Origin of the sequence: uncultured Psychromonas sp. (genome assembly GCF_947489755.1) — a bacterium.
In the GTDB taxonomy this organism is placed as follows: Bacteria; Pseudomonadota; Gammaproteobacteria; order Enterobacterales; family Psychromonadaceae; genus Psychromonas.
In genome coordinates this window covers 85,713-101,042 of sequence record NZ_CANLFB010000006.1, presented here as the reverse complement: position 1 = coordinate 101,042, position 15,330 = coordinate 85,713, and the positions used below count along the sequence as shown (strand labels likewise).

Annotated in this window: 14 protein-coding genes and 1 tRNA gene; 13 read left to right on the top strand and 2 right to left on the bottom strand. The window is 37.7% G+C overall.

Annotated elements, in window-relative coordinates; genetic code table 11:
* Positions 1-4: 4 nt before the first annotated feature.
* The 6 genes from pepP (at position 5) to Q0794_RS05105 (ending at position 6,420) form a co-directional block, all read left to right on the top strand.
* Complete coding sequence (pepP, locus tag Q0794_RS05130) at positions 5-1,303, top strand: Xaa-Pro aminopeptidase (protein WP_298940651.1); 1,299 nt, start codon at positions 5-7, stop codon at positions 1,301-1,303.
* Positions 1,296-2,582 (top strand): 2-octaprenyl-6-methoxyphenyl hydroxylase, encoded by a 1,287-nt coding sequence (gene ubiH / locus Q0794_RS05125; RefSeq protein WP_298940649.1) that lies wholly within the window; start codon positions 1,296-1,298, stop codon positions 2,580-2,582. The genes pepP and ubiH overlap by 8 nt, the downstream gene beginning before the upstream one ends.
* Positions 2,579-3,799, top strand: coding sequence for an FAD-dependent monooxygenase (locus Q0794_RS05120; protein ID WP_298940647.1), 1,221 nt, complete (start codon positions 2,579-2,581; stop codon positions 3,797-3,799). Before ubiH ends, Q0794_RS05120 begins: the two co-directional genes overlap by 4 nt.
* A gap of 174 nt (positions 3,800-3,973) precedes the next feature.
* Positions 3,974-5,170 carry an enoyl-ACP reductase FabV gene (fabV, locus tag Q0794_RS05115; protein WP_298940645.1) on the top strand — a complete coding sequence of 399 codons (1,197 nt, stop codon included), beginning with the start codon at positions 3,974-3,976 and terminating at the stop codon, positions 5,168-5,170.
* 171 nt (positions 5,171-5,341) lie between these two features.
* A tRNA-Pro gene (locus Q0794_RS05110) sits at positions 5,342-5,418 on the top strand.
* 42 nt (positions 5,419-5,460) lie between these two features.
* Positions 5,461-6,420: a KpsF/GutQ family sugar-phosphate isomerase gene (locus tag Q0794_RS05105; protein ID WP_298940642.1), complete on the top strand. Its 960-nt coding sequence runs from the start codon at positions 5,461-5,463 to the stop codon at positions 6,418-6,420.
* Positions 6,421-6,784: 364 nt separating this feature from the next.
* Here Q0794_RS05105 and Q0794_RS05100 read toward each other — a convergent pair whose 3' ends face one another.
* Both Q0794_RS05100 and rsmD read right to left on the bottom strand, forming a co-directional pair.
* Positions 6,785-7,048: a DUF1145 domain-containing protein gene (locus tag Q0794_RS05100; RefSeq protein WP_298940640.1), complete on the bottom strand. Its 264-nt coding sequence runs from the start codon at positions 7,046-7,048 to the stop codon at positions 6,785-6,787.
* A gap of 2 nt (positions 7,049-7,050) precedes the next feature.
* Positions 7,051-7,656 (bottom strand): 16S rRNA (guanine(966)-N(2))-methyltransferase RsmD, encoded by a 606-nt coding sequence (gene rsmD, locus Q0794_RS05095; RefSeq protein WP_298940639.1) that lies wholly within the window; start codon positions 7,654-7,656, stop codon positions 7,051-7,053.
* Between the two features lie 97 nt (positions 7,657-7,753).
* Here rsmD and ftsY point away from each other — a divergent pair, with 97 nt between their 5' ends.
* From ftsY to Q0794_RS05060, 7 genes are all read left to right on the top strand, one after another.
* Entirely contained in the window at positions 7,754-9,835 is a 2,082-nt protein-coding gene (ftsY, locus tag Q0794_RS05090; RefSeq protein WP_298940637.1) for a signal recognition particle-docking protein FtsY, read from the top strand.
* A 17-nt stretch (positions 9,836-9,852) separates the two neighbouring features.
* Positions 9,853-10,533 (top strand): cell division ATP-binding protein FtsE, encoded by a 681-nt coding sequence (gene ftsE, locus Q0794_RS05085; RefSeq protein WP_298940636.1) that lies wholly within the window; start codon positions 9,853-9,855, stop codon positions 10,531-10,533.
* On the top strand, positions 10,526-11,515 hold the full coding sequence (gene ftsX / locus Q0794_RS05080; protein WP_298940635.1) for a permease-like cell division protein FtsX: 990 nt from the start codon (positions 10,526-10,528) through the stop codon (positions 11,513-11,515). Before ftsE ends, ftsX begins: the two co-directional genes overlap by 8 nt.
* A 152-nt stretch (positions 11,516-11,667) precedes the next feature.
* Positions 11,668-11,988: a hypothetical protein gene (locus tag Q0794_RS05075; protein WP_298940634.1), complete on the top strand. Its 321-nt coding sequence runs from the start codon at positions 11,668-11,670 to the stop codon at positions 11,986-11,988.
* 128 nt (positions 11,989-12,116) lie between these two features.
* Positions 12,117-12,965: an RNA polymerase sigma factor RpoH gene (gene rpoH / locus Q0794_RS05070; protein WP_298940633.1), complete on the top strand. Its 849-nt coding sequence runs from the start codon at positions 12,117-12,119 to the stop codon at positions 12,963-12,965.
* 75 nt (positions 12,966-13,040) lie between these two features.
* Complete coding sequence (locus tag Q0794_RS05065) at positions 13,041-13,901, top strand: prephenate dehydratase domain-containing protein (protein ID WP_298940632.1); 861 nt, start codon at positions 13,041-13,043, stop codon at positions 13,899-13,901.
* 438 nt (positions 13,902-14,339) lie between these two features.
* Positions 14,340-15,269, top strand: coding sequence for a dienelactone hydrolase family protein (locus tag Q0794_RS05060; protein ID WP_298940712.1), 930 nt, complete (start codon positions 14,340-14,342; stop codon positions 15,267-15,269).
* The last annotated feature ends 61 nt before the right edge of the window (positions 15,270-15,330 follow it).

Sequence of the window (15,330 nt, the reverse complement as noted above, 5' to 3'; positions counted from 1 at the left end):
CCCCATGACTGAATTTATAACCCGTCGTAATGTATTTGCTAATAGCATGCTGGATAACAGCATGGCTATTTTTCCTGCTAATGAAGAATTAACGCGTAGTAATGATACTGAATTCCGTTTTCGTCAAAACAGTGATTTCTATTATCTGTGTGGATTCAATGAGCCTGATGCTTGTTTGTTATTGATTAAAAAAAATGGACAATTAAGCACGGTTTTATTTAACCGTAAAAAAGATAAAACTGCAGAAATTTGGCATGGTTATCGTCTCGGGCAAGCTGATGCCATTATCCAATTAGAAGTCGATCAAGCATTTCCTATTGATGATTTTGAAGATAAATTAAGTGAACTATTAACCGGTATTGAAAGTGTATATTACCCAGTATTAAGTGGCTTAGCATTAGACCAAAAACTACAAGATGTACTCAATAAATTACGTAGCCGTTCTCGAAGTGGTTTGATTGCGACCAATCAATTCTTAAATTGGAAACCACAGCTACATGAAATGCGTCTATTTAAAAGTGAAGCTGAAAAGCAAATCATGCGTAAAGCCGGTGAAATATCTGCCTTGGGCCATGTTCGTGCTATGCAACATTGTAAGCCCGGTATGCTTGAGTTTCAGTTACAGTTAGAAGTTGAATATGAGTTTGCTAAACAAGGTACTCGTGACGTTGCTTATAACAGTATTGTTGCCGGCGGTAATAACGCTTGTATTTTACATTACACAGAGAATGACCAACCGTTAAAAGACGGTGATTTAGTGCTAATAGATGCAGGAGCAGAATACCAAGGCTATGCAGGTGATATTACACGTACTTTCCCCGTTAACGGCCGATTTTCTAAAGAGCAAGCGACCATTTATCAACTGGTATTAGATTGTCAGTTAATGGCCATTGAGCAAGTTAAGCCAGATTCAAGCGTATTAGGTATTAACAAGTTAGTGGTGCGTAAAATGTGTGAAGGTTTATTGGCTTTAGGTATTTTACAAGGGGACATTGAAACCTTAATTAAAGAAGATAAACATAAAGCATTCTATATGCATGGTTTAGGGCACTTTATTGGTTTAGATGTACACGATGTGGGTAACGCTGGCACTATTGACCAACCGCGTTCATTAGAAGCGGGCATGGCCATTACTATTGAGCCGGGTCTCTATATTAGTCATGATGCTGATGTTGAAGATCGTTGGAAAGGAATTGGTATTCGTATCGAAGACGATGTCATCGTTACTGAAAATGGATGTGAAGTCTTAACGTCTGCTGTGCCTAAAAGTATCCTAGAAATTGAAGCTTTAATGAATGGCTAATCAAACTCATATAGAAACAACATCAAAAATTACCGCAAACACTGCATTATATGATGTAGTGATTGTTGGTGCTGGTATGTCTGGCTCTTTATTGGCATTGTCGTTATTAAAGCAAAACTCACAGCTTAAGGTGTTATTGCTTGATGAAAATGCACAAAGAGGCGACCATTCGGCGCCCACAATAGCTAAGCAAACTCAACCAGAGAATAGCAATCCAAGTTTTGATGGACGTTCTATTGCCCTTAATGCGGGGACAGTAGATATTTTAGATGGCTTGTCGTTGTGGTCTGATATCAAAGTGAATGCACAAGCGATTGAGCAAATTCAAGTTTCTGATAAAGGTTATTTTGGGGCTGTTGAATTAACGCCTGACAATAAAAACACCGCGTTTGGTTATGTGGTTGAGTTGCGACATGTCGGAAAAGTTTTATCGAATGCGTTAGCAACATTTTCATCTTTAACTACGTTATATCAGGTGAAGCTAGATAATATACAACAAACGCTGAACTCGGTTACTTGTGAATTAAGTAATGGCCAATCTATCGACGCGAAGTTGTGTGTTGGTGCTGATGGTAGTCATAGCCAAGTGAGAGAACTCGCTAATATCAGTAGTACGAATGTTGCTTATCAACGTAGTGCAATCATTTGTAATGTGAGTTGTTCTCAACCTCATCACAGTGTTGCCTATGAACGTTTTACTAAAAGTGGCCCCATTGCTTTATTACCGCTAACAAAAAATCGTTATTCTTTAGTTTACTGCGTTGAAGGTGACCAAGCTGAATCGATCGCTGACTTACCTGATTCACTGTTTTTAGCTGAACTACAGAAAACCTTTGGTTACCGATGTGGTTTATTTGAAGTAGCCGGTAAGCGTGATATTTATCCTTTAAGCTTATTAAAAACGACAAAGCCAATCGCACATCGTGTTGTGTGTATTGGTAATGCTGCACATAGTCTACATCCTGTGGCAGGACAGGGATTTAATTTAGGCTTAAGAGATTTGTTTGTATTGGCAAAAGTCATTGTAGAATCTGATGTTGAACAGATTGGCTCATTTTCAATGCTAAATCATTATTGGCAATGCCGAGCAAAAGATCATCATCGTACTATTTTAATGACCGATAGTTTAGTACGCGTGTTCAGTAATCAATATCCTGTATTAAGTATTCCTCGCAATATTGGTCTTCAGGCAATGAGCCTTTTTCCGTTTTTATCTCAGCCTATTATCGAGCAAGCAAAAGGTCAGTTTGATTTGTTTAAAAGAGAGAGTTTATCATGATGCAGTCTTATGACGTGACCATAGTCGGTGGCGGAATGGTTGGGTTAACCTTGGCTAAATCATTAGCTAACAGTCATTTGTCGATCGCGATTATTGAGGCTAATGAAACGACTGACTTATCAGCAACACCTGAAAGCCGAGTCAGTGCAGTGAGTTTCGCTAGTAAAACTATGCTTGATAATTTAGGCATTTGGCCATTATTGAAAGCACAGCGCATTACGCCTTACCACACCATGCAAGTATGGGAAAAAGACAGTTTTGGCAAAATAGATTTTGCTGCCGAACAAGTGAATCAACAAGATTTAGGTTACATCGTAGAAAATAAAAATCTGCAACAAGCACTCTTAAACGGTGTAAAGCAACAAGAAAATGTCACTTTCTTTTGCCCTGACTCGTTACAAAATATGGCTATTGGTGATGGTGAAGCTTGGTTAACCTTGAGTAGTGGTAAACAATTAACGTCAAAATTAGTCGTAGCAGCTGATGGTGCTAATTCATGGGTGAGGCAGCAACTTAATATTCCATTAACGCAATGGGATTATCAACATAATGCGATTGTAGCAACAGTAAAAACAGTCGAGCCACACCAAGCTTGTGCACGCCAAATATTTACAGGGCAAGGGCCTCTGGCATTTTTGCCTTTATACGATGAAAATATCTGTTCAATTGTGTGGTCTTTACCGCCAATGCAAGCAGAGATGTTATTAGCCCTGGACGACCAAGCATTTAATCAACAACTAACTCGCGCTTTTGATAATCGTTTAGGGTTATGTGAAGTGCAAGGTGAACGTAAAAGTATTCCTTTAAGTATGCGTTATGCAAGAGACTTTGCTAAACATCGCGTTGCGTTAATTGGCGATGCAGCCCATACGATTCATCCGTTAGCGGGACAAGGAGTTAACTTAGGTTTATTGGATGCTGCGTGTTTAGGGCAAGAAATATTACAAAATGCATCATTAGGTAACGATATCGGCCTGTACAATAATTTACGTCACTTTGAGCGCTGGCGTAAAACAGAAGCAACAGAGATGATCGCGTCGATGGAGTTGTTAAAGCAACTATTTAATGGCGTAAACCCTGTGCAAAAAGTATTAAGAGATGTTGCACTGTTAATGGCGGATAATATTAGCCCATTAAAAAAACAATTTATTAAACAGGCAATGGGGTTAGGCGGTAATAAACCTCATTTATGTTTGCCAATGGCATCGGTTGAATAAATTAATACTGATAAATTTTTAACGATACTTGTTGTTTTTTGGCATTTGCCCTGAGAACAGGTATATTAGCGATAATTTTACTTACGCCTTTGATTGAAACGATACTTTATTAATAAAGCTTTTAATAAATTGTATCCAGATTGAAGGTTTCAAATACCATAAGAGCGAAATAATATGATCATTAAACCAAAGATTCGTGGCTTTATTTGTACAACTACACACCCAACGGGTTGTGAAAAAAACATTCAAGCACAAATTGAATACACTAAAAAACAAGGCAAAATTGAAAAAGGCCCTAAACGTGTATTAGTGATTGGTTCTTCTGCAGGTTACGGCATGTCATCTCGTATTGCTGCTGCATACGGAAGTGATGCATCAACTATCGGTGTTTTCTTCGAAAAACCTGCGACTGATCGTAAACCAGGTTCTGCTGGTTGGTACAATAGTGCCGCATTTGAAAAGCAAGCGAAAGAAGATGGCCTATACGCTAAAAGCGTTAATGGCGATGCATTCTCTAATGAAACAAAGCAGCTTGTTATCGATACAATCAAAGCTGACTTAGGACAAATTGACGCAATTATCTATTCAGTTGCAGCGCCTGTGCGTAAATTACCTGATACAGGTGAAGTGATTCGTTCAAGTCTAAAACCAATTGGTGAAACTTACACTTCAACTGCTATCGATACTAACAAAGATGTGATCATTGAAGCATCAGTCGAGCCTGCAACAGAAGAAGAAGTTGCAAATACTGTCACGGTAATGGGCGGACAAGATTGGGAACTTTGGATGAACGCACTAGCAGATGCTGGTGTATTAGCAGAAGGTGTTAAAACTGTTGCTTACTCTTACATCGGCACTGAATTAACATGGCCTATCTACTGGAATGGCGCATTAGGTAAAGCAAAATTAGATTTAGATCGTGCTTCTACTGCTATTCAAGCTCAATTAACACCTTTAGGTGGCGAAGCTTATGTTTCAGTACAAAAAAGTGTTGTAACACAAGCAAGTTCTGCTATTCCAGTCATGCCTTTATACCTTTCAATGGTATTTAGAATCATGAAAGAAAAAGGCTTACATGAAGGTTGTATGGAACAGATTCACCGTCTGTTTACGACACAATTATTCAAAGCGGATGGTTCTGCCCCTACAACAGATGAAGCACGTCGTTTACGTCTTGATGATTGGGAATTGCGTGATGAAGTACAACAAGCTTGTACAGACTTATGGCCACAAATTACTACTGAAAATCTGTTTGAATTAACAGACTACCAAGATTACAAAGATGAGTTTTTACAATTATTTGGTTTTGGTATCGATGGTGTTGACTATGATGCTGAAGTTGAAACTTTAGTTGAGTTTGACTGTCTATAAACGGCATTAAGTTGTAGATAATTATTAAAAAATACCTGCTTATTGGCGGGTATTTTTTTAACCAAAAAAGAATGGTTTGTTTTATCTCGCATTATCATTTTGATTTATAGTTAAAATAATCCACGACTTTTTTGTTGCAACTTGATGGTAAATAATTAAAATTATGGCCATCGGTATGTAGCGCAGCTTGGTAGCGCACTGTCATGGGGTGTCAGGGGTCAGAAGTTCGAATCTTCTCATACCGACCAATTCCTCTTTTATTACCTTTCCTCTTATATAAAGGACGTTTCATGTCTCGTTTTTCATTACCTGAGTCTCAATTATTAAAAGAAGTTCAAACCGTATTTGAAGTGCAAAGTGCAGCGATTAGCGCACACAGTAAATTAGTCGGAGAACCTTACTTACAAGCTTTATCATTAATGAAAAACTGCGAAGGACGAGTGATCGTTTGTGGTATGGGGAAATCAGGGCATATCGGTACTAAGATCGCAGCTACACTTGCCTCTGTTGGTACACCCTCATTCTTTATGCATCCAGGTGAAGCATTTCACGGTGACTTAGGTATGGTGACCAAAGATGACGTATTATTACTGATCTCATACAGCGGTGAAACGGATGAACTATTGAAAATCATTCCTTCACTACAACACTTCGGTAATAAAATCATTTCGATTACCGGTGGTAAAACCTCTACATTAGCTAAACATTCTGATGTTGTATTAGATGCAAGCGTCGAAAAAGAAACGTGTCCAAATAATTTAGCTCCGAGTACATCAACTACACTGACTTTAGTGATTGGTGATGCTTTAGCCAATACCTTAACCTTAGAGAAAGACTTTAGTCCAATGGACTTTGCTCGTTTTCATCCAGGAGGTAGCTTAGGTAAGCGCTTATTAACATTTGTGCGTGATGAGATGCGTAGTGATAATTTACCCATCGTTTCTGCTGATACATCAGTAACCGACGTATTGATGGTGATGACTGAAACACGTACCGGATTAGCATTAGTGCTAGATGGCGATAACCTACAAGGTGTTATTACCGATGGCGATGTTCGTCGATTCTTAATCGCGGGTGAAAGTATTGTTGATAGCCAAGCATCACACTTAATGAACTCAACACCTCGATTAATCTCAGCATCTGCGCGTTTAACTGAAGCAGAAGAGTTAATGCGTGAAAAACACATTAAATGGTTAGTTGTGAGTGAAGATGGTAAAAAAGTAGATGGCATTATTGAGTGGGCTCAATAAGTTATAAACTGCTGAGTGGGCTCAATAAAATTAACAATAGCTGAGTGGGCTCAATAAAGTTAAAACAGCTGAGTGGACTCATAGAGTTAAAATAGCTGAGTGGGCTCAATAAGGTTAACAATAGCTTAATCGGCTTAGTAAGGTTAACAATAACTGAGTGAGCTAATAAGCTAAAATAACAGAATGGTTTAATCAGTTAAAACAAACGGGTAGGTTTAATAAGTTAAAATAGCTGAGTGGATTTAGTCAGTTTTAAGTACGTTAACTCTATCGCTTCAACCTACTTCATTAAAAAAGGGTGAACATTTACATGTTCACCCTTTTTAGTTTTAAAGTCTTACCCTAAAGTAAGTATCACTTTTAACTAATTTAATCGGTCTTTTAACTGCCACATTTTAAATACACCAAAAAAGAATATAGCGAATCCCTCTTTTTTAGTTAATTTTAGTTTCTCAGCAAATGCTCCGTAAATAACTAATAACTGAATGGCATGCATGGCCACTACAAAAGCGAGTAAAAAGTAAAAGGCGAGGGCGGCTTTACCAGGGAAAGGAAAAAATAAGTTAGCAATTAATAATCCCCAAATAATGATCATTAACGCTTTAGCAAAGGGAATAAAGTACTTCATAATTAACCTCTGCTAAATAATAGGTAGCGAACTTGACCGGATGTTTTTTCTTTTAACAATTCCCAATTATCAGGTGTTGTTAACGTGGTTAATGTATTTTCAACTTCGACATAAACCAGACAATTTTCGGCTAAATGGCCTTGAGATTCTAATTGTTCAATACAAGGTTGTGCTAAGCCTAAATTAAATGGTGGGTCAACGAACACCACATTGTATTGTTTAGTAGCAGGCTGTGTTAAATACTTTAGAGAGTCACCTTGAATAACTTGCGCGTTGTCTACTTTAAGCGCATCTATATTGCTTTGTAATTGATTCGCGACTTGCTTATCAAGTTCTAAAAAAGTGCAACATTTGCTGTAACGAGATAATGCTTCGAAGCCTAAGCTGCCACTACCACTAAAACAATCTAAGCAGTTTGCATCACGAATATCATGCATTAACCAATTAAAAAGTGTCTCTTTGGTACGATCTGTTGTTGGACGTAAACCTTGTTTATCTTTGACTGGTAACTTTTTTCCTCGCCATTGACCAGAGATTAATCGGATAAATCCGTCACTAGTTGGCTTTCTACTTTTTTCTTTGGGTGAAACACGTTGATTTTTACGCATATTATTTTTAGTCCGGCAAGCAATAGTGTTAATATAGCAGTTCAATACACTTGCTATTTTAGCAGGGTAAACAGGTTGTTAGTAAGGTTTTTAATTAATGTCTAAGAAGAAAGGATTGTTTTCATGGTTTTCTAAAAAGCCAGCGAAGGAAACAGAGCAAGAAAAAGCTGAATTATTAGTTCGTGAGCAGGCAGAAAAAGCAGCAGCGGAAGAAGCCCAACAACAAGCTGAACTGTTAGCGCGTCAGCAAGCAGAGAAAGCCGCTGCCGAAGAAGCCCAACAACAAGCTGAGTTGTTAGCGCGTGAGCAAGCAGAGAAAGCGGCTATCGAAGAAGCCCAACAACAAGCTGAACTGTTAGCGCGTCAGCAAGCAGAGAAAGCGGCTGACGAAGAAGCCCAACAACAAGCTGAGTTGTTAGCGCGTCAGCAAGCAGAGAAAGCGGCTATCGAAGAAGCCCAACAACAAGCTGAACTGTTAGCGCGTCAGCAAGCAGAGAAAGCGGCTGACGAAGAAGCCCAACAACAAGCTGAGTTGTTAGCGCGTCAGCAAGCAGAGAAAGCGGCTATCGAAGAAGCCCAACAACAAGCTGAATTAGAAGCCAGAGAGCAGGCTGAAATAGCGGCGCAAGAAAAGGCTGCTGCTGAAGAAGCACAAAAGCAAGCAGAGATATTCGCACGGGAGCAAGCTGAGTTAGCTGATCAAGAGCAAGCCGCTGAAGAAGCTAAACAAGTTGCAGCTTTATTAGCAAAAGAACAAGCAGAACTTGCCGCCCAAGAAAAAGTAGCTGCGGAAGAAGCTCAACAACAAGCTGAATTAGAAGCTCGAGAGCAAGCTGAAATAGCAGCGCGAGAAAGGGCAGCTGCTGAAAAAGCACAACAACAAGCTGAAATATTCGCTCGGGAACAAGCAGAGTTAGCTGCCCAAGAGCAAGCCGCTGAAGAGGCTAAACAAGTTGCAGCCTTATTAGCAAAAGAACAAGCAGAACTTGCAGCGCAAGAAAAAGCAGCTGCGGAAGAAGCGCAACAACAAGCAGATTTGTTAGCACGTCAACAAGCTGAACTTGAAGCCCAAGAGCAAGCCGCTAAAGCACGAGCTGCTTATCAAGAAGCACAACGAAATGCTGAAGTTGCACGCCAACAAGTAGAGCAAGAGCTTAACGAAGAAGTTGACGCTGAAGTTGAATTGACATCGACAGTTGTCGAAGAGCCTGAAAAATCAACAGAGTCTGAAGAAACTGATGAAACTAAAAAACTGGGATTCTTCGCTCGTTTTGCCAATAGTCTAAAAAGAACACGTCTCAGCATCGGTAGTGGCTTATTATCTTTATTTAAAGGTAAAAAAATCGATGATGATTTATTTGAAGAGTTAGAAGAGCAGTTAATTGTTGCTGATATTGGTGTTGAAACAACATTACGTATTATTCAAAACTTAACGGACCATGCTGATAGAAAACAATTAAAAGACGCAGAAGTACTTTATGAATTATTGAAAAAAGACCTTTCTGAGATCTTAGACAAAGTTGAACAACCTTTAGTTATCGACGAAACAAAGAAACCTTACGTTATCTTAATGGTAGGGGTTAATGGTGTAGGTAAAACGACCACTATTGGTAAGCTCGCTAAAAAATACCAAAACGAAGGGAAATCAGTGATGCTTGCTGCGGGTGACACATTCCGCGCTGCTGCTGTTGAGCAGCTACAAGTCTGGGGAGACCGTAATAATATCCCTGTCATTGCTCAGCAAACAGGTGCAGACAGTGCATCAGTATTATTTGATGCAATGGATGCAGCTCAAGCTCGTGGCGCTGATGTATTGATTGCAGATACCGCAGGGCGTTTACAAAATAAAGAACATTTGATGGGCGAGCTTGCAAAAGTTGTGCGCATTATGCGTAAAAAAGATGAAACTGCACCACATGAAATAATGTTAACGATTGATGCGGGCACGGGTCAAAATGCTATTAGTCAGGTTAAGTTATTTAATGAGGCTGTGGGGTTAACTGGTGTCACGTTTACTAAGTTAGACGGCACAGCAAAAGGCGGTATTATTTTTTCTATCGCCGATCAATTCAAACTCCCAATTCGTTATATCGGCGTGGGTGAAGGCATTGATGACTTAAGAGAGTTTAATGCTAAAGAATTTATTGATGCGCTTTTTTCTAAAGAAGATGAATCATAACAGGGTAAAAACAGACAATGATATTATTTGAAGAAGTCAGCAAAATTTATGGCGACAATCAAATCGCTTTAAATAAAGTGGATTTTCATTTAAAACAAGGTGAAATGGCTTTTTTAACAGGTCATTCAGGCTCTGGTAAAAGTACTCTATTAAAGTTAGTCAGCTTAATGGAGCGTCCAACAACAGGTCGAATTGTTTTAAATGGTAATGATATCAGCCATATTAAAGGTAATGATATTCCTTACTTACGTCGCCATATTGGTATGATTTTTCAAGATCATCGTTTATTAATGAATCGCACGGTGCTTGATAATGTAGGCTTACCTTTATTGATTGAGGGCTATAGTAGTTTTGAAATAAGACGTCGTAGTTTAGCTGCATTAGATAAAGTAGGGTTAACAGGTAAAGAACATGCTTTTCCTATTAATTTATCGGGTGGTGAACAACAACGTGTTGGTATTGCACGTGCAATCATTAATCAACCGCCACTACTATTAGCTGATGAACCGACAGGTAATTTAGACCCGAAATTATCATTAGAAATTTTAACTTTATTTGAATCATTAAATCAATTTGGTATGTCAGTACTGATCGCGACACATGATTTAGGTCTGATTGCTAAAATGCGTTACCGTACATTAACATTAAAAGAAGGCGACATGATTAATGATGGCTTATTAAGGGAGCGTAATGAGTAATTCAAAAGGTGCAAAAAGAAAGCTATCGGGCTCTCCTAAAATTAACAAAGTTTCTTTTTTAGGACGTATTAAAGCGTCATTCAGTCAACACATACATCAATTATCAAATAGTTTTTTTGAGTTATGGAAAACACCTTTTGCGACCTTAATGACTATCTTAGTATTAGGTATTGCACTTTCACTACCCACTGTCTTTCATGTTGTTTATAAGAACGTAGAGCGTGTTAGTGGGCAATGGGATAGTGCTTCTGAAGTGAGCCTATTTTTGAAAAAAGATATTTCAGAGGAAAGAGTACAAGTACTAATCAATAAACTGGGTTTATATAAAGATATTGAAACGGTGACTTATATCTCTCGCCATCAAGCATTGGAAGAATTTAAAGAAATGTCTGGATTTTCTAAGGCATTAAATTATCTTGATGAAAATCCATTACCCGCTGTATTAGTTGTTGTGCCAGTCAAAGGAGCAATGAATACTGCAGGCAGTAAGTTATTAGTGGCTAAATTGGAACGTGAACAAGACATTGATTTAGTAAGAGTTGACATTGATTGGATAGAAAAATTACAAGCTATATTTTACCTAGTTGTTGATGTCGTGATAGGCATTGCTACTTTGTTATTACTTTCAGTACTTCTGATTGTTAGTAATACTATTCGCTTGAATATTCTTAACCAACGTGCCGAAATTGAAGTATTAAAGTTAGTAGGAGCAACCAATAGCTTCATTCAATTACCTTATCTATATATAGGGGCTTGGTATGGATTCTTAGGAGGTGTTATTGCTTGGTTATTTTCCTTTGGTTTAGTGATTTGGTTAGAGTCGGGTGTCATGAATTTAACGGGGCTTTATCAAACTAATTTTGAACTCGTGCCATTGAGTTTCGATGGGACCATTATATTGTTAGTAACGAGTGCATTATTAGGGGTAATTGCTTCATTTATATCCGTAAAGCAATACCTAGTAACAATAGAGCCTCAATAATTGACTCGTATCATAAGAGAATACCTGATTAAATTATAGCTAAGCTACAGACTTATAAATTAAAGAGATCAACCTTGATCTCTTTTTTTTTGCCTGTATTATGTGATCTGCTTCACAGGATTTCCTTGAGAAGATTTGATTTCAGGTGTTTTATGAAAATTGTTGATATTAAGTTGTTACCAATCTCGTCGCCTACTTGCCAAGTACTTATTCAAGAACAAATGGCTTTCCAAAAAGAAATGAAGCTAATTGAGCTAACTGCCGATTGCAAGGAAATCCTTGTCATACGGCTTGATGGCCGATTGATTGCCTATGGAACTTTTGACCTGTATGAAGGTCAGATTATGCGTATTAATTCTTTACATTTCAGAGATATTTTCCAACATCATGTATTAGGGCAATACTGGTTATCTCGTTATGTAAAACGTAAACTTGAAAGAAAATGCTATTTGAATTTTTTGATAGCGAGTTAACTTTATTACATTGGTTAATGTATTTTTCTTTTGTGTTTGCTACTGTTCTATTTGCTATTGTATAATGAATTGTTATCTGATTAAGAAAACATCTATTATCTAAACCTAAAGTATTTCAAAGGTGAATCATGAGTGAAACAATAAATTCAATGAGTATCGTTCCTCAAGGAAGTATTGGAGCCTATGTTCAATCTGTAAACTCATTCTCAAAGCTAAGCGCTGAAGAAGAAAAAGAGTTAGCAGAGCGTCTATTTTATCAAGGTGATTTAGAAGCAGCTAAAAAGTTAGTCATGTCGCATCTTCGTTTTGTGGCTTACATTGCTAAAAGCTATGCCGGTTATGGCCTAGCGCAAGCTGATTTAATTCAAGAAGGTAACGTAGGCTTAATGAAAGCAGTTAAACGCTTTGACCCAACCGTGGGCGTGCGTCTTGTATCTTTTGCTGTGCATTGGATTAAAGCTGAAATTCATGAGTACGTTATTCGTAACTGGCGTGTTGTTAAAATTGCGACCACTAAAGCACAACGTAAATTGTTCTTTAACCTTCGTAAATCTAAAAAACGTTTAGGTTGGTTTAAAAAAGAAGAAGTTGAAGCGGTAGCGGAAGACTTAAATGTCAGTACTAAAGACGTACTTGAAATGGAATCACGTTTAAATGCACAAGATCATTCATTTGATTTAAGTGTTAATGATGACGATGATAACACTTTCGCGCCTATGCATTATCTTGAAGACAAAAGCGCAAGTGTAGAAACGCAAATTGAGCAAGAAAATACAGAGTCTCATACTAAAAATAAACTGTATTCTGCGTTATCAACATTAGATGCACGTAGCCAAGATATTTTAAGTTCTCGTTGGTTAAGTGAACCTAAAGCAACGTTACATGATTTAGCTGACCGTTATGGTATTTCAGCAGAGCGTGTTCGCCAGTTAGAAGCTAACGCATTGAAGAAACTCAAAACTAATATGGATTTCTAACGATTAACAATTTGATTAGGTGAGCTTTGGCTCACCTTTTTTATTCCTTTCTATAACACATCAACTCGGTACTTTATGCTTAACATTGCAACGCTTGGCCCTAAAGATACATTTTCTGACCTCGCGACTAAACAGTATATTCAAGCGATACAAGCTAAAGAACCGCTACAAACAACACATATTCAATACTATGCAACTTTGTCACAAACCTTTGAAGCCATTGGCAGAGATTGCCAATTAGGCGTATTACCGATTGAGAATTTATCGGAAGGTTATGTGCAAGTGGTATTAGATCAACTGCTTGATACTAAGTTATCAGTCATTTCTGAGTTACTTTTACCAATCCAATTTTCGTTTGTTGGATTTTGTGAACAGTTATCTGAACTCACCGATTTATATGTTCAGTTTGTTGCGCACGGGCAATGTTCTGAGTTCATTAATGGTCTGGAAGGTGTGCAGATTCACATGACGCAAAGTAATATAGAGTCTTTGGTACTAGCACAGAAAAATGGTAAAACAGCAGGGGCGATTATTCCTCAACATGCTTTATCACATGCTAATGATGCCAAGCTTATCGATAATGATGTCACTAATTATGCAAATAACCAGACACGTTTTTTAGTGCTTTCAGAAACACCACAAGAACGCATTAAAGGCAAAGAATATAAAACAACGTTAGTCGTCAATAACAAACAAGATTGTCCCGGTGTTTTGGGTAATATTGTGAGTGCTTTTGCATTACAAAAAGTGAATTTAACCTCGATAATGTCACGTCCTACACGTTCTCAAATTGGTAATTACCATTTCTTTATTGATATTGATGGACACCAAGAAGATGATCATATCGCGGCTGCATTAACAGAAATACAAGCGCAATATGATGTCACTGTTGTAGGTTCTTATATTAAAGCGATTAATACTAACGACAGCAAATAATAGCTCTCATTTTATTGGTTACAATAATCTGTTTCTATGCCATTAATTTTGCTATCAACTCGACTACAACTTTATTCTCAACGTTGTAAAAATAATCACCATTTACAACGGTTCCTTCCTCAAATTTAATCATTCTGCACACGATTTAGGTCACAGTTTCAAGTTAATTAGTCTCTTTTGAAAATACATTATTATCATTCCTGTTATTTTTTTACCTCTGTAAACCCCCTATAAATAGCTATCTTTAAAGATAATTAATCATGCTTTTGTCCTAAATTTCAATTTCACTTATTATTTTAATGGTTATTATTTGATTTACAGTTGTTTAAAAAATAGCTATCTTTTGAACGATCGTTTTTTATTTTCCTTTTTATTTTCCATAGCATTTTAGCAATGTCCGTAACGTTTACTAATGAGAGTGTGAATATGACTAACCCTATGCAGCAACAATCACCGCAGTTAACATCAGGAACAGAAGAACAAAATACAGTGCAAATTCCTCAAGAAGCTTTTGATTGGTACGATGAATACGCACATGGAGATATTGATCGACGTACCTTTTTGAGAAGACTTGCGGGCATTGCTGGAGCTGGTATTACGTTAGCAACACTTTCTACTGCTTTATCTCCTAACTATGCATTAGCTGAGCAAATTTCATTTAATGATGCTGATATTACCGCCACTTATGAAAAGTTCTCATCGCCAAATGGCCATGGTGAAGGACAAGGTTACTTTGTTACACCTAAAAAAGTGGATGGTAAATTACCCGTTGTATTAGTTATTCATGAAAACCGTGGTTTGAACCCTTATATTAAAGATGTAGCGCGTCGTTTAGCTAAAGCTGGATTTATTGCCTTTGCACCTGATGCATTATTTCCATTAGGCGGTTATCCAGGTAATGACGATGAAGGTAAGGTGATGCAAAAATCGCTTGATAAAGTAAAAATTGAACAAGACTTTATTGCTGCGGCATCATTCTTAAAAGAGCATCCACAAAGTAACGGTAAGCTAGGTGCTGTCGGTTTCTGTTTTGGTGGTTATATCGTTAACATGTTAGCCGCTACCGTACCTGAAACATTAGATGCAGGCGTTCCATTTTACGGTACTCCAGCCGCTTCAGAGTTAAGAAAAAATATTAAAGCACCTTTATTAATTCAATTAGCTGAGCTTGATAAAAGAGTTAATGCGTATTGGCCTGAATATGAAACTGATTTGAAGAAATATAATGTTGATTACGAGATGTTTATGTACGAAAAAGCCAACCATGGCTTCCATAATGACTCGACAGCGCGTTATGTACCAACCATGGCTGACCTAGCGTGGGATAGAAGCATCGACTTCTTTAATAAGCATTTAGCGATGAGCTAAGCGATATTGCTTTTATTACTGTCTTAAACGAAAAAGAGCTCAATATTTGCATATTGAGCTC

Coding starts and splice junctions, on each gene's coding strand:
- ubiH (WP_298940649.1), top strand. CDS start 1,296: ATGGCTAATCAAACTCATATAGAAACAACATCAAAAATTACCGCAAAC.
- Q0794_RS05120 (WP_298940647.1), top strand. CDS start 2,579: ATGATGCAGTCTTATGACGTGACCATAGTCGGTGGCGGAATGGTTGGG.
- Q0794_RS05105 (WP_298940642.1), top strand. CDS start 5,461: ATGTCTCGTTTTTCATTACCTGAGTCTCAATTATTAAAAGAAGTTCAA.
- ftsX (WP_298940635.1), top strand. CDS start 10,526: ATGAGTAATTCAAAAGGTGCAAAAAGAAAGCTATCGGGCTCTCCTAAA.
- Q0794_RS05100 (WP_298940640.1), bottom strand. CDS start 7,048: ATGAAGTACTTTATTCCCTTTGCTAAAGCGTTAATGATCATTATTTGG.
- rsmD (WP_298940639.1), bottom strand. CDS start 7,656: ATGCGTAAAAATCAACGTGTTTCACCCAAAGAAAAAAGTAGAAAGCCA.
- pepP (WP_298940651.1), top strand. CDS start 5: ATGACTGAATTTATAACCCGTCGTAATGTATTTGCTAATAGCATGCTG.
- ftsE (WP_298940636.1), top strand. CDS start 9,853: ATGATATTATTTGAAGAAGTCAGCAAAATTTATGGCGACAATCAAATC.
- ftsY (WP_298940637.1), top strand. CDS start 7,754: ATGTCTAAGAAGAAAGGATTGTTTTCATGGTTTTCTAAAAAGCCAGCG.
- Q0794_RS05060 (WP_298940712.1), top strand. CDS start 14,340: ATGCAGCAACAATCACCGCAGTTAACATCAGGAACAGAAGAACAAAAT.
- fabV (WP_298940645.1), top strand. CDS start 3,974: ATGATCATTAAACCAAAGATTCGTGGCTTTATTTGTACAACTACACAC.
- Q0794_RS05075 (WP_298940634.1), top strand. CDS start 11,668: ATGAAAATTGTTGATATTAAGTTGTTACCAATCTCGTCGCCTACTTGC.
- rpoH (WP_298940633.1), top strand. CDS start 12,117: ATGAGTGAAACAATAAATTCAATGAGTATCGTTCCTCAAGGAAGTATT.
- Q0794_RS05065 (WP_298940632.1), top strand. CDS start 13,041: ATGCTTAACATTGCAACGCTTGGCCCTAAAGATACATTTTCTGACCTC.